This is a genomic window from Amycolatopsis sp. NPDC088138 (genome assembly GCF_044741685.1).
Taxonomy (GTDB): Bacteria; Actinomycetota; Actinomycetes; order Mycobacteriales; family Pseudonocardiaceae; genus Amycolatopsis.
In genome coordinates this window covers 676,164-689,381 of record NZ_JBIUTB010000005.1, presented here as the reverse complement: position 1 = coordinate 689,381, position 13,218 = coordinate 676,164, and the positions used below count along the sequence as shown (strand labels likewise).

Annotated in this window: 16 protein-coding genes; 8 read left to right on the top strand and 8 right to left on the bottom strand. The window is 72.3% G+C overall.

Going from position 1 to position 13,218, the window contains the following annotated elements:
- The 6 genes from ACIOD2_RS29755 to ACIOD2_RS29730 all read right to left on the bottom strand — a co-directional run bounded on the left by ACIOD2_RS29755 (nt 1) and on the right by ACIOD2_RS29730 (nt 4,763).
- A complete protein-coding gene (locus ACIOD2_RS29755) occupies nt 1-525 on the bottom strand; it encodes a shikimate kinase (RefSeq protein ID WP_400545050.1) in 525 nt (174 codons plus the stop codon).
- Nucleotides 522-1,709: a chorismate synthase gene (aroC, locus tag ACIOD2_RS29750; RefSeq protein ID WP_400545047.1), complete on the bottom strand. Its 1,188-nt coding sequence runs from the start codon at nt 1,707-1,709 to the stop codon at nt 522-524. The genes ACIOD2_RS29755 and aroC overlap by 4 nt, the downstream gene beginning before the upstream one ends.
- A 152-nt stretch (nt 1,710-1,861) precedes the next feature.
- A complete protein-coding gene (locus ACIOD2_RS29745) occupies nt 1,862-2,470 on the bottom strand; it encodes a prepilin peptidase (protein WP_400545044.1) in 609 nt (202 codons plus the stop codon).
- A gap of 751 nt (nt 2,471-3,221) precedes the next feature.
- Nucleotides 3,222-3,881 (bottom strand): anti-sigma factor family protein, encoded by a 660-nt coding sequence (locus ACIOD2_RS29740; RefSeq protein ID WP_400545041.1) that lies wholly within the window; start codon nt 3,879-3,881, stop codon nt 3,222-3,224.
- Entirely contained in the window at nt 3,878-4,390 is a 513-nt protein-coding gene (locus tag ACIOD2_RS29735; protein ID WP_323335252.1) for a sigma-70 family RNA polymerase sigma factor, read from the bottom strand. Before ACIOD2_RS29735 ends, ACIOD2_RS29740 begins: the two co-directional genes overlap by 4 nt.
- Nucleotides 4,391-4,394: 4 nt before the next feature.
- Complete coding sequence (locus ACIOD2_RS29730; RefSeq protein WP_400545038.1) at nt 4,395-4,763, bottom strand: hypothetical protein; 369 nt, start codon at nt 4,761-4,763, stop codon at nt 4,395-4,397.
- A gap of 113 nt (nt 4,764-4,876) precedes the next feature.
- Here ACIOD2_RS29730 and ACIOD2_RS29725 point away from each other — a divergent pair, with 113 nt between their 5' ends.
- Nucleotides 4,877-5,314 (top strand): ubiquinol-cytochrome c reductase iron-sulfur subunit, encoded by a 438-nt coding sequence (locus ACIOD2_RS29725; RefSeq protein ID WP_400545035.1) that lies wholly within the window; start codon nt 4,877-4,879, stop codon nt 5,312-5,314.
- Between the two features lie 77 nt (nt 5,315-5,391).
- On the opposite strand, the gene ACIOD2_RS29720 is transcribed toward ACIOD2_RS29725, so the two are convergent.
- On the bottom strand, nt 5,392-5,847 hold the full coding sequence (locus tag ACIOD2_RS29720) for a PTS glucose transporter subunit IIA (protein ID WP_400545032.1): 456 nt from the start codon (nt 5,845-5,847) through the stop codon (nt 5,392-5,394).
- Complete coding sequence (locus ACIOD2_RS29715) at nt 5,844-6,161, bottom strand: glucose PTS transporter subunit EIIB (protein ID WP_400545029.1); 318 nt, start codon at nt 6,159-6,161, stop codon at nt 5,844-5,846. Before ACIOD2_RS29715 ends, ACIOD2_RS29720 begins: the two co-directional genes overlap by 4 nt.
- Before the next feature lie 165 nt (nt 6,162-6,326).
- On the opposite strand from ACIOD2_RS29715, the gene ACIOD2_RS29710 reads away from it, so the two are divergent.
- The 7 genes from ACIOD2_RS29710 to ACIOD2_RS29680 all read left to right on the top strand — a co-directional run bounded on the left by ACIOD2_RS29710 (nt 6,327) and on the right by ACIOD2_RS29680 (nt 13,157).
- On the top strand, nt 6,327-7,112 hold the full coding sequence (locus ACIOD2_RS29710) for a GntR family transcriptional regulator (protein ID WP_400545026.1): 786 nt from the start codon (nt 6,327-6,329) through the stop codon (nt 7,110-7,112).
- On the top strand, nt 7,112-8,350 hold the full coding sequence (locus ACIOD2_RS29705) for a PTS transporter subunit EIIC (RefSeq protein WP_400545023.1): 1,239 nt from the start codon (nt 7,112-7,114) through the stop codon (nt 8,348-8,350). The genes ACIOD2_RS29710 and ACIOD2_RS29705 overlap by 1 nt, the downstream gene beginning before the upstream one ends.
- Nucleotides 8,351-8,390: 40 nt before the next feature.
- Entirely contained in the window at nt 8,391-8,657 is a 267-nt protein-coding gene (locus tag ACIOD2_RS29700) for an HPr family phosphocarrier protein (RefSeq protein WP_247049117.1), read from the top strand.
- Nucleotides 8,658-8,749: 92 nt separating this feature from the next.
- On the top strand, nt 8,750-9,565 hold the full coding sequence (locus tag ACIOD2_RS29695; protein WP_400545020.1) for a serine hydrolase domain-containing protein: 816 nt from the start codon (nt 8,750-8,752) through the stop codon (nt 9,563-9,565).
- Entirely contained in the window at nt 9,562-11,049 is a 1,488-nt protein-coding gene (locus ACIOD2_RS29690) for an alpha/beta hydrolase (protein WP_400545017.1), read from the top strand. The genes ACIOD2_RS29695 and ACIOD2_RS29690 overlap by 4 nt, the downstream gene beginning before the upstream one ends.
- 36 nt (nt 11,050-11,085) lie before the next feature.
- Nucleotides 11,086-11,691 (top strand): TetR/AcrR family transcriptional regulator, encoded by a 606-nt coding sequence (locus ACIOD2_RS29685; protein ID WP_400545014.1) that lies wholly within the window; start codon nt 11,086-11,088, stop codon nt 11,689-11,691.
- A gap of 68 nt (nt 11,692-11,759) precedes the next feature.
- Nucleotides 11,760-13,157: a DHA2 family efflux MFS transporter permease subunit gene (locus ACIOD2_RS29680; protein ID WP_400545011.1), complete on the top strand. Its 1,398-nt coding sequence runs from the start codon at nt 11,760-11,762 to the stop codon at nt 13,155-13,157.
- Nucleotides 13,158-13,218 lie beyond the last annotated feature (61 nt).

Genomic DNA, 13,218 nt, shown 5'->3' with positions numbered 1-13,218 from the left:
TCACTCCTTGGCTTCGGCGGGGACGACGAGTCCCTTGACGAGGTCGGCGACGATCTCGGCGGGCTTCCGGTCGTCGGTGACGACCTCGACGGTGGCCACCTCGCGGTAGACCGGCACGCGTTCGTCGAGCAGTTTCTTGAACGTGGCGCGGGGGTTCACCCCGGCCAGCAGCGGCCGCGCGCTCGACAGCCCGGTGCGCTGCACCCCGGCGGCGAGGCCGACGTTGAGGAACACGACGGTGTGCTCGGCCAGCCGGGCGCGGGTGCCGGGGGTGAGCGGCGCGCCGCCGCCGAGCGAGAGCACGCCGTCGTGCTCCGCCAGCGCGGTGGCGACCGCTTCCTCTTCCAGCGCACGGAAAGCGGGCTCGCCGTCGTCGGCGAAGATGTCGGAGATGCTGCGCCCGGTGCGGGCGACGATGTCCGCGTCACTGTCCCGGAAGACCAGGCCCAGTGCCTCCGCCAGCAGCGGCCCGACGGTGCTCTTGCCCGAGCCCGGCGGGCCGACGATGACCGCCCGGGGACTCACCAGCGCTCCTCGAGGGCCTTCAGGTACGCCTCGGCGTTGCGCTTGCTCTCGACGAGGGAGTCGCCGCCGAACTTCTCCAGCGCGGCGTCGGCGAGGATCAGCGCGACCACGGACTCCAGCACGACCCCGGCGCGCGGCACCGCGCAGACGTCGGAGCGCTGGTGGATGGCGACCGCCGGCTCGCCCGTCCGGACGTCCACAGTGGACAGTGCTTTGGGGACGGTCGAGATCGGCTTCATCGCGACGCGCACCCGCAGCGGCTCGCCGTTGGTGATGCCGCCTTCCAGGCCGCCGGCGCGGTTGGACCGGCGGGTGACGCCGACCGGGCCCGAGCCGCGGTCGATCTCGTCGTGCGCCTGGCTGCCCCAGCGGCGGGCGGTGGTGAAGCCGTCGCCGACCTCGACGCCCTTCATCGCCTGGACGCCCATCAGCGCGCCGGCCAGCCGCGCGTCGAGGCGGCGGTCCCAGTGGACGTGCGAGCCGAGGCCCGGCGGCAGGCCGTAGGCGATGACCTCGATCACGCCGCCGACGGTGTCACCCGCCTTCCGCACGGCGTCGACCTCGGCGACCATCGCGTCGGTGCCTTCCTTGCTGAAGGCGCGCACCGGGCTCTCGTCGATGGCGGGCAGGTCCGAGGCGACCGGCAGCGGCCCTTCGGGCGCGTCCGCACCGCCGATCGAGACGACGTGGCTGATGATTTCGACGCCCAGCAGCTGCCGCAGGTAGTTCCGCGCGACGGTGCCCAGCGCGGTCCGCGACGCGGTCTCCCGCGCGCTGGCCCGCTCCAGGACCGGGCGGGCCTCGTCGAAGCCGTACTTCTGCATGCCGGGCAGGTCGGCGTGGCCCGGCCGCGGCCGGGTGAGCGGTTCGTTGCGGGCGAGGCCTTCGAGGATCTCCGGGTCGACCGGGTCGGCCGCCATGACCTGTTCCCACTTGGGCCATTCGGCGTTTTCGATCTGCACGGCGACCGGGCCGCCCTGGGTGAGCCCGTGGCGGACGCCGCCGAGGAAGGCGATGTGGTCGGTCTCGAACCCCATCCGCGGGCTGCGCCCGAACCCGAGCCGGCGGCGGGCCAGCTGCCCGGTGACGTCGGCGGTGGTGACCTCCACCCCGGCGGGCATCCCTTCGAGCACGGCGGCCAGCGCGGGTCCGTGCGATTCACCTGCGGTGATCCAGCGCAACATGTCCTCAATCCTGTCACGGGCGCCGAACGCCCTTCAGAAGCGCCCCGGCCCCTCCGGACGGAGCCGCGGTGATGGCGCGAGCGGAGCAGCACGCGCCGCCGGGCGGAGGCCTTCCCGGAGCTGCCACGGCTGGACCGGACAGCGCCGCGCCGTCACCCCGCGAGCGGGAAGAGCACGCACACCCAAGCCGCGGCAAGGAGTGCGGGCCCGTGCGGGACCCGGCCCGTCCGCCGGGCGGCCGCCATGACGAGGGTCAGCAGCGCGGCCAAGAGCGCCGCCAAGGCGAGAGCGGGCCAGCCCGCCGCGCCCAGGACGGCACCGAGGCTGCCGGACAGCTTCACGTCCCCCGCGCCGAGGCTGCCCGGCGCGCAGTGGCGCACCGCCGCGTGCGCGCCGCCGAAGAGCAGCACCCCGGCCATCGCCCGGACGGCGAGCGAAGGCCCGCCGCCACCCAGCGCGGCCGCGCCGATCGCGGCGCCGAAGAGCGGGTACGCGGGCAGGGTCAGCACGTCGGGCAGCCGGAGGTGCCGCAAGTCGGCGAGGGCGAGCGGCACCGCCACGACGGTCAGCAGCGCGGGCACCGGCAGCCACCAGCCGGGCCAGCCGCCGCTCAGCCAGCGCCCGGTGACGGCCGCGGTGCCGAGGGCGGCCAGCCCGGCCGCGGTGCCGGCCGGGATCGGCGCGGCCGCGCGCTTTAGCGCCCACGCCGCCAGTGGCGCGGTGGCCGCAGCGGCCGCGGCGATCAGGAGGAAGAAGATCACCTCACCAGCCTGCTGCGAGCGGGCTGACCAGCGCAAACCCCGAGCGGCACGAACGGTCCGTTCGCGACGCCCTGGCGCCGGTTTCACTCCTGTGGGCGACAGCCGGCGGCGGCTTTCGGCCGGGTCGACCGGCGCAGAAGAGCAGCGCGAAGGCGGTCAGCGGGTACCGGCTCACCGGACCCGATCGGCATGCTCCAGGCGGATGGCGGCTTCCGCCGGGCCAACCGGAACAGAAACGCAGCACGAAGGCAGCCAGCAGACACCAACTCGCCGAACCCGACCGGCATGCTCCCGACGGCCGGTGGCTCCCGACGGCCGGTGGCTCCCGCCGGGCCAACCGGAACACAAACGCAGCACAAGGCCGCCAGCAGACACCAACTCACCGGACCCGACCGGCGTGATCTCGGCAGATGGCGGCTCCGGCCAGGTCAACCGGAACACGACGCGTGGCGGCCAACGTGGGGCCGAGGCAGTCGACCAGGCACACGAGACGCGGGGAACGTTCTGCTGGCCACCACGAGGGACCTGGTGCCGCGCCTGGGAAGTCGTTCGGGGATCCCGCCCCAAGGCGGCCTTCGGTGCGTCTCACACACCCAAGGCAGCCTTCGGTGCGCAAGACGCAACCAAAGCCGCCTTGGGGCGCTTCACCGGACCACTGCCGACCAACCTCGGACGCGCGAGACCAGATGCCCCAAGTCCGCGAAAGGGTGGCCCGTCCGGGACCCCCTGCGTCCCGGACGGGCCACGGCACTCACAAACTCAGCCGCAGCAACGCCCGCCCGCTGCCACCGCGAACCTCGAGCGCGGCCATCTGAGGGGTCTTCAGCGCCGTGCCGACCACGATGCGGGCCGTGTTGTCCGGCAGCGCCTTCCAGGTCGCCAGTTCCGTCTCCTTGCCGTCGCGGTCGATCGCCACCAGGACGTACTCGCCGCCGCTGCGGCCGCCCGTGTAGCTGCACGACATGTCGACTTCGGTGCCCCACTCGTGGTCACCGAGGCGCGCGTCGGCGCGGACCGGGAACTCGCCCAGGGCCGTCAACGCGACCGGCTGCGGGCCGGCGGGAACGGCACCGGGCGCCGGCAGCGACGCCACCACTCCGAGCGCGATGCACGCCGCCACCGCGACCGCGGCCGACGCGGACGTCACCACGTTGCGGATGCGGCGTCCCCGGCGCACCCGCTTCAGCACCGACGACAGCAGGTCCGGCGGCGGCGGACCGGCGTCCACGACCGCGCTGACCTGCGGCGGGCCGCTCTGGGCGAGCAGCCCCGGCAGGCCGGCCAGCTCACGCACCGCGGCCGCGCACCGCTCGCAGCCGCGCAGGTGCTGCTCGAACCGGGCCCGGTCCTCGGGGGACAGCGCCCCCAGCACGTACGCGGCGTCGAACGTCGCGAACGGGTCCTCGCTCACTGGGTCACCCCCCTCTCCTCCAGCACCAGGCGGAGCGCGCGCAGCGCGTAGTGCGTGCGCGACTTGACCGTCCCTTCGGCCACTCCCAGCGCCACCGCGGCGTCCGCTACGGAATAGCCCTGGAAGTAACACAGCACCAGCACCTCGCGGTGCCGTTCCGACAGCTCCGCGAGTGCCTCCGCGACCAGCCAGCCCTGCACCGCGCGGTCGGTGCCGTCCGCGACGGCCCGCTCCGGCGGCTGGTCGGTCATCACCTCGGAGCGTGCCGACGCCGAGCGCCAGCCGTCGATCGCGATCCGCCGCGCGACCGTGAACAGCCACGCCCGCGCCGACCCCTGCGACTGGTCCAGCACCGTCGTCGACCGCCAGGCCCGCAGCAGCGTCTCCTGGACGACGTCCTCGGCGCGGATCCGGTCGCCGGAGGTCAGGTGGAGCGCGTACGACCACAGCGCGGCCGCGTGCTCCTCGTGCAGCGCGCGCATCAGCGCGTCTTCAGCGACTTCTCCCACCGGGCTAGACCGCGACGCGCCGCCGGTCCTTCACGAACATCAGCGCGAGGCCGCCGACGATGCAGACCGCCTCGGTGATCACGCCCCAGTACTCCGGCTGGCTGTTGAACTGGTCGTGGTTGCCGGCGAAGCCGACCGTCGCGGCCAGCACGTACGCACCGAGCGTCAGCACCCCGAACCCGACCGCGCCCAGCGCCGGCAGCCAGTGCCGCCAGGCCAGGACGGCGATCGCGAGCACGAGGCCACCGATCGCGTCCAGGAGGAACAGCGGGCCGACGATGCCCGGGTAGTCCTCCGTCCACAGCAAGTAGTGCACACCCGCCGAACCCAGCAACGCCGCCGCCACGACGATCCGCAGAACCCAACCCACCATGATCGTTCCTCCGCTCCACACCCACTCAGGTACATACACGGAACAGGGGCCCTTCCGGTTCACCCGGCCCGGTGGGAATTGAACCGATCCGATGTCGATCTCGTTTAATGGGCATGACTGCCGAACTGCACTCCCGCCGCACCGTCCTCACCACGGGGGCCACCGTCGCCGGTGTCGCCGTGGGCGCCGTCGCGCTCGCCGCCTGTAGCTCTTCGGACGACTCGAAATCGGGCACCGCCCAGGCGCCCATCGCCGCGGGCACCCCCCTCGTGGCGCTCGACGAGGTCCCGGTCGGCCAGGCCAAGGCGGCCAAGGCGCCGGACGGCTCCGACGTGATCGTGTCCCGCACCTCCGACTCGGCCGTCGCCGCGTTCAGCGCGATCTGCACGCACCAGGGCTGCACCGTCGCGCCGAAGGGCGCCGACCTGGTCTGCCCGTGCCACGGCTCGGTGTTCAACGCCCTCACCGGCGAGGTCAAGCAGGGGCCGGCGAACAAGCCGCTGCCCTCGGTCCAGGTGAAGGTCGAGAACGGGAAGGTCGTCACCGGCTGACGGGCCGGGAGACAGCGAAGGGCCCTTGTGGACGGTGATCGTCCACAAGGGCCCTTCGCCTGTGTGACAAAAGCGACTCAGGCGTCCCAGGCGAACAGCCGCTCGCCCGCCGTGACGTCGCGGCCGCCGTCCAAACCGGACAGCACCTCCGCACCGGCGTCCAGCGCGACGACGGGCACGATCGCCGAGTAGCCCGCCGCGGTCACCGCCTCCGGGTCCCAGCTGACGATCGGCTGGCCGGCCCGCACCTGCTCGTCCTTGACGACGTGCAGCGTGAAGCCTTCGCCCTTCTCCTTCACCGTGTCGATCCCCAGGTGCACGAGCACGGCCTGGCCGTCGTCGGTCTGGACGACGAAGGCGTGCGGGTGCAGTGTCTTGATCGTGCCGTCGACCGGCGCGACCGCGTCCGCCCGGCCGCCCGAGGGCTGCACGGCGATGCCCGGCCCCACCATGGCCTCCGCGAACACCGGGTCCGGGACCTCGGTGATCGGCACCACGTGCCCGGCGACCGGGCTGAGGATCTCCAGGCTCACAGCAGGTCCTCGATGTCGCTGGCGATCGTGTCCGCCTCCGGCCCGACGATCACCTGCAGCGCGGAGCTCCCCATCTTGACGACGCCCATCGCGCCGGCCTTCTTCAGTGCCGCCTCGTCGACGAGGCTCATGTCCTCGACCTCGCACCGCAGCCGTGTGATGCAGCCCTCGACCTCGGTGAGATTGTCCGCGCCGCCGAGTGCCGCGAGGATCTTTTCCGGCCTGTCATCCGCCATCGCGGTCTCCTTGTTCACTGTTTGTTCCCAACCTGACGCGAACCGCGTGTCCACCTGTACTACGCCGTTCGTCGGCATGCACGCCGCCGCGGGCCACGAACGGATAACGGTGGGTTGACACCCGTCCGCGCGGCGGAGCATCCTGCCCCATCAGATCATTGGTCTAGACCGGAACGTACCAATGTTCCGGACCGGACGCGAGCACCGGTCCCCCGGGACCGAGAAACGAGGAGGGTGACGCCGATGAGCGCGGCCGCGCACGTCCCGCCACCCGACCGGGTCGTCAACGGGCCCACGCCCAAGCACGCCCAGCTGCGGGAAATCCTCCGCCGCACGGTGGAGCGCGAGCTCCCGCCGGGTGCGCCGATCCCGTCGGAACGCGAGCTGGCGCAGCGCTACGGCGTGTCGCGGCTCACGGTCCGGTCGGCGATCGGCAAGCTGGTCGAGGAGGGCCTGCTCGCCCGGGTCCGCGGCAAAGGCACCTTCACCGCGGCCCGGCGGATGGAACTCCAGCTCTACCTGATGTCGTTCACCGACGACATGCGGCGGCGGGGGCTGACCCCGACGACCGAGGTGGTCTCCGCGGCCACCGAGGTCCCACCCACCGCCTCCGCGCACGCCCTCGGCCTGGCCGAGGGTTCCCCCGCACACCACCTCGTGCGGTTGCGCCACGCCGACGGCGTACCCCTCGCCGTCGAACGCGGCTGGTACCACGCGGGCCGGGCTCCCGGCCTGCTCGAGCTCGACCTGACCCAGTCCCTCTACGCGCAGCTGGCCGAGACGTACGACGTGCGTCCCGACCAGGCGTGGCAGACGGTCTGGGCCGAAGGAGCGGACCGCGAGACGGCCCGGCTGCTCGGCATGCGCGCCGGCAGTCCCCTGCTCGTGTTCCGCCGGGTCTCCAGCGCCAACGGCGACCCGATCGAAGACATCACGTCCTGGTACCGGGGAGATCACTACCAGGTGACCATGCAGTTGGACCGGAACACCCCGGAATCCGGTACCCCACCCCACTATGGAGGTTCCTGATGAGCTCCACCACCGCGGAAGGGGCGACGAAGCGCAGCGGCAGCGGTCTTGCCGGTCTTCAGCGCTTCGGCCGTAGCCTCATGCTCCCGATCGCCGTGCTCCCGGCGGCAGGGATCCTGCTGCGCTTCGGGCAGGACGACATGCTCGGCAAGGACGGCCTGGGCTGGAACAAGGTCGCCTCGGTGCTGGGCGCCGCGGGTGGCACGCTGTTCAACTGGCTGCCCCTGCTGTTCGCGGTCGGCATCGCCGTCGGCTTCGCCCGCAAGGGTGACGGCTCGACCGCCGTCGCCGCCGTTGTCGGCTTCTTCGTCTTCAGCGCCGTCATCCAGGTGTTCGCCCCGCTGACCGACCTCCCCGGTTACAAGGCCGGTGCGACCGAGCTCGCGCCGATCAAGTGGCCCTACTCCGTACTCGCCGGCGTCGTCGTCGGCATCGTGGCGGCGTTGCTGTGGCAGCGGTACCACCGCATCAAGCTGCCGGCCTACTTGGCCTTCTTCGGCGGCCGCCGATTCGTCCCGATCATCACCGCGCTGGTCATGGTGATCCTCGGCGTGATCTTCGGCCTGGTCTTCCACTGGGTCGACCAGGGCATCCAGGCCGCCGGTGACGCGGTCACCGCCTCCCCGATCGTCGGTGGCGGCATCTACGGCGCACTGAACCGGCTGCTCATCCCGGTCGGTCTGCACCAGCTGCTGAACGTGCCGGTGTGGTTCATCTTCGACGGCGGCGACATCAACAACTTCGTCGCCGGCAAGATGTCGGCGGGTGCCTTCACCACGGGCTTCTTCCCGATCTTCATGTTCGCGCTGCCCGCGGCGGCGCTGGCGATCTGGCAGACGGCCCGCCCGGCGCAGAAGAAGGTCGTCGGCGGTGTGATGATCGCCGGCGCGCTGACCTCGTTCCTCACCGGTGTCACCGAGCCGATCGAGTTCTCGTTCATGTTCGTGGCGTGGCCGCTGTACCTGTTCCACGCGGTCATGACCGGCACCTCGCTGGCCATCTGCAACGCGCTGGGCATCCACCAGAGCTTCAACTTCTCGGCCGGCGCGATCGACTACCTGCTCAACTTCACCGCCCCGGCCGCCCAGAAGCCGTGGCTGCTGATTCCGATCGGGCTCGTCTACGCGGTGATCTACTACGTGGTGTTCCGCTTCGTGATCACCAAGTGGAACCTGCGCACGCCGGGCCGTGAGGACGACGCCATCCAGAACGACCTCGAGGCCACGGCCGCGAAGTAACATCGGTACCGACGTAGAACCCCGAAGCGAGAGGACGAACATGCCGGAGAAACGCGTCGCCGTCGCGAGCAAGGTGGGCCTGCACGCCAGGCCGGCCGCGCTGGTGGCGAAGGCGGCCGCGGCGCAGCCCGTCGCGGTGCAGATCGCCAAGGCCGGGGGAACCCCGGTGGCCGCCGGCAGCGTGCTCAACCTGATGACCCTCGCCGCCGGGTACGGCGACGAGGTCGTCATCAGCGCCGAGGGCGAGGGCGCCGAGGAGGCCGTGGAAGCGGTCGCCCAGCTGGTCGCCACCGACCTCGACGCCTGAGTTACACCCCGCAACAACACCCCGCGAAGGCCTCCGCACCGGTCCCCCGACACCGGTGCGGGGGCCTTCGTGGCGTTTCGTAGGGTGGACGCATGGAGAGCGTGCGCCTGATCGACGAGTGGCCGGTGGACAACGCCGCGACGGCCGTGGTGAAAGCGGACGGGACCGTCGCGGGCCGCCACGGCGACACCGCGCGGAAGTTCCGGCTGGCCTCGGTCAGCAAGCCGCTGACCGCCTACGCGGCGCTGATCGCGATCGAAGAGGGCGTCGTCGAGCTCGACACCCCGGCCGGGCCCGAGGGCTCGACCGTGCGGCACCTGCTCGCCCACACCTCCGGGCTCGCCTTCGACGCGCACAAGGCGATGGCCGCGCCGGGCACCCGCCGCCTCTACTCCAACGCCGGGTTCGAGCAGCTGGCCGACACGCTGGCCGAGCACTCCGGCATCCCCTTCGCGCAGTACCAGGCCGAGGCCCTGTTCGGGCCGCTCGGCATGACCGGCTCCTCCCTGGACGGCTCGCCCGCGTCCGGCGCGGTGTCCACTGTGGACGACCTAGTCGCGTTCGCCGCCGAGCTGCAGGCCCCGAAGCTGCTCGACCCGGCCACCGTCACCGAGGCCACGAACGTCGTCTTTCCCGGGCTTTCCGGTGTCCTGCCCGGGTTCGGCCACCAGAAGCCCAACGACTGGGGCCTGGGTTTCGAGATCCGCGACCACAAGAGCCCGCACTGGACCGGCTCGGCGAGCTCACCCCGGACCTTCGGGCACTTCGGGCAGTCGGGCACGTTCCTCTGGGTCGACCCGGACGCGCGCGCGGCCTGCGTCGCGCTGACCGACCGCGCCTTCGGGCCGTGGGCCGCCGAGGTCTGGCCGCGCTACACCGACGCCGTGCTGGCGGACCTGGGCGCGTGAAACGGCTCCTCCTCGCATTCCTGCTCCTGCTCGCCGCCTGCAGCGCACCCGAAGCCGCACCCGCCCCGTCCTCGACGCCGCAGCCGACGACGGCTGACGTGCCTCCGGCGCTGGGCACCAACGGCGCCGCGGTGCCCGCCCTGCACTGGACGCCGTGCCACGGCGGTTTCCAGTGCACGCCCGCGTCCGTGCCGCTGAGCTACCGCGAGCCGAAGGGCAAGGCGATCACGCTCTCGGTGATCCGGCTCCCGGCCAGTGATCCCGGGCACCGGATCGGCTCGCTGTTCTTCAACTTCGGCGGCCCGGGCACCGACGGCGTCGGCGAGCTGACGCGGTTCGCCGCGCGCTACCCCGACGAGCTGCGCGCCCGGTTCGACCTGGTGAGCTTCGACCCGCGCGGGATCGGCGGGTCGGCGCCGATCAGCTGCCCGGGCGCGGACCACCCGCCGGCGATCCCGTCGCCGCTGCGGCAGCCGGACGCGTTCTTCACCGCCAGCGCGGCGCCGGGAAAGGCGTGCGCGGCCGGTTCCGGCGACCTCCTGGCCCACCTCTCGACGGCGAACGTGGCCCGGGACCTGGACCTGCTGCGCCAGGCCGTCGGCGATCCGGCGCTGAACTTCTACGGTTACTCCTACGGCACCTACCTCGGTGGCACGTACGCGAACCTGTTCCCGGACAAGGTCCGCGCGATGACCCTCGACGGCACGCTCGACCTGGTCGCGAACGCCACCGGGAAACCGGGGCAGGAGAAGCAGCCGGTCGACGTCCGGGCCGACGTCGCGTCTGCGCAGCAGCAGGAGCTGGACCAGTTCTTCACGGTGTGCGCCGCGGCCGGGCCGAAGTGCGCGTTCTCCGGCGGTGACCTCAAGGCGAAGTTCGCCGGCGTCTTCGCCCACGCCTCGCGCGGCGCGGGTGTGTCCTCCCTGATGAGGACGATCGACAGCGCGTTGTACCAGTCCGGCCGGTGGAAGCGCCTGGCCGAGACCTTCGCGGCCCTGCCGGCGGATCCGGGTGCCGCTTCGCCCGTGCTGGACCCGTACGTGCCGACGCACTCCCCGAGTTTCCTGGCCGTCCAGTGCGCCGACAGCGACAACCCCTCGGCAACGGCCGACTACACCGCGCTCGCGGCGAGTGAGAGCAAGCGGCAGCCGTACTTCGGGCTCGGCGCGGTGTTCTCGATGGCGCAGTGCGTCGGCTGGCCCGCGCACGACGCCGACCGCTACACCGGCCCGTGGAACCGGGCCCGCAAGAACCCGGTGCTGGTGCTGAACAACCGCTTCGACCCGGCGACCCCGCTGCACAACGCCCAGGCGACGGCGGCGGAACTGGGCGACGGCCGGGTCCTGGTGGTCGACGGCTACGGCCACACGTCCCTGGACGTCCACAGCGCCTGCGCCACGGCGGCGGTGACCCGTTACCTGACCGATCTCGCCGTCCCGGCGGAGGGGACGAGCTGCGCCCCGGACACGGTGCCGTTCCCCTGACTTGACGCGGCGCCGCCTGAAGTAAATACTTACTGTATGTCCGACAGCCGTGCTCTGCTGCTCGCCGCCGCCGCGGAGCAGTTCGCCAAGCACGGGCCGCGCGGCACCCGCGTGCAGGACATCGTCAAGGCCGCCGGGGTCAACGAACGGATGATCTACCACCACTTCGGCAACAAGGACGGCCTGTACGCGGCGGCGCTCGCCGACCAGCAGGACGGCCTGATGGCGGCCTGGCAGCCGGTGCTCGACGAGGCCGTCACCCTCGCCCCCTACCCCGGCATGCGGATGGCACTGCGGGCGTTCGCGCAGAACCTGATGGCGCGCCCGCTCCTGGTCGCGCTGTGGATGCACGAGTCGCTCGGCGGCTGGAACACCTTGCCCCCACCCGAATCCGACACCCCCATCAAGGAACTGCGCGCCCTCTACGAACGCGGGCAGGCCGACGGCGTGTTCCGCGCCGACTGCCCGTTCCTCGTCGCGCACGCGACGGCCACCAGCGCCCTGGTCGGCCTCGTCGTGTTCGAGGGCCGCGGCCGCGCCTTCGTCGAACGGGCCTTCGGCGCCGACCCGGGGCCCGACGGCGTCCTCGACCTGATCGTCGGCCAGCTCCTCGACGGCATGTCCGGCCCTGCCACGTCCTGAGAACCCGCTCGACCCGCCTCTGATTTCTTCGTGTCCGTCGCGCAGTAAATGTTTACTGGGAGGAATCGATGACCACCACCTCACCCCGTCCGCGGCTCTCGCCCGGGCTCGTCCGGATGGCCGTGCCCGTCCTGCTGATCACCCTCGCCGTCCAGCTCGACGCCACCATGACGGCGGTCGCGGTGAAGGCGCTGCTGGGCGAGTTCGGCGGCACGCTGAGCGCGATCCAGTGGGTCGGCACGGCTTATCTGCTGGCCTTCTGCGTGGCGATCCCGGCCACCGGCTGGGCCGCCGACCGGTTCAGCGCCAAGGCCGTCTGGCTGAGCGCGATCGGGCTGTTCCTCGCCGGGTCGGTCGCCTGCGGGGCAGCCTGGTCGGCCGGTGCCCTGATCGCCTTCCGGGCCGCGCAAGGGCTCGGCGGCGGGATGCTGATCCCGCTGAGCCAGGCGATGCTGGTGCAGCGCGCCCGGCCCGAGGAACTCGGCAGGCTGATGGGCCTGGTCGCCCTGCCGTCCCTGCTGGGACCGGTGTTCGGCCCGCTCGTCGGCGGCCTGCTCGTGGACGGCGCGTCGTGGCGCTGGATCTTCTACGTCAACGTGCCGATCTGCGTCGCGGCGTTCGCACTGTCGCTGCGGTTCGTGCCGGCCAACACCCGCCGCCCGGGCGGCGCCCCGCTGGACGTCGTGGGCGTGGCGCTCCTCTCCCCCGGCCTCGCCCTGTTCGCCTACGGGCTTTCGCGGGCCGGTGACCACGGGAGCTTCACCGCGCCGGAGGTGCTGTGGCCCGCCGGGCTCGGGGTCGCGCTGCTGGCGGCGTTCGCCGGGCACGCGCTGACGACCCGCCGCGAGCCGATCCTCGACCTGCGGCTGCTGCGGTCCCGGCCGTTCGCGGCGTCGGCGGGGACGCTGCTGGTGGCCGGGATGCTGATGTTCGGGGTCGGCCTGCTGATGCCGCTGTACTACCAGCAGACCCGCGGTTTCGGCGCGGCGCACGCGGGACTGCTGGTCGGGCCGTCCGGGCTGGGCATGGCGCTGGCGCTGATCCTCGCGGGCCGGCTGCTGGACCGGATCGCGCCGCGGACGATCGTGGCCGGCGGGCTGGTGCTGTGCGCGGCGGGCGCGCTGGCCCTGACCGGGCTGACGGCGTCGTCGAACCTGGTCTGGGTGAGTGTGGCGCTGCTGGTCAGCGGGCTGGGCACGGGCGCGGTCCTGGTGCCGACGATGAGCACGGCGTACCAGGACCTGGATCCGGCCCAGGCACCGCGCGCGACGTCGGCGATCCGGACGTTCATGCAGCTGGGCGGCCCGTTCGGGCTGGCGCTGTTCGCCGTGCTGCTGCAGTCGAACCTGACCGCGGACCCGGCGGGCGGCTACGGCACGACGTTCTGGCTCGCCGTGGCCATCACGGCCGTGTGCGTGGTCCCGGCCGCCTTCCTGCCGCGGCGGCGCCTCGCCGGTCGTGAGTGAGAAACCGTGTCAGAACACTGTTTCTCACTCACGACCAACCCGCACCGCGCGTTCAACCGGA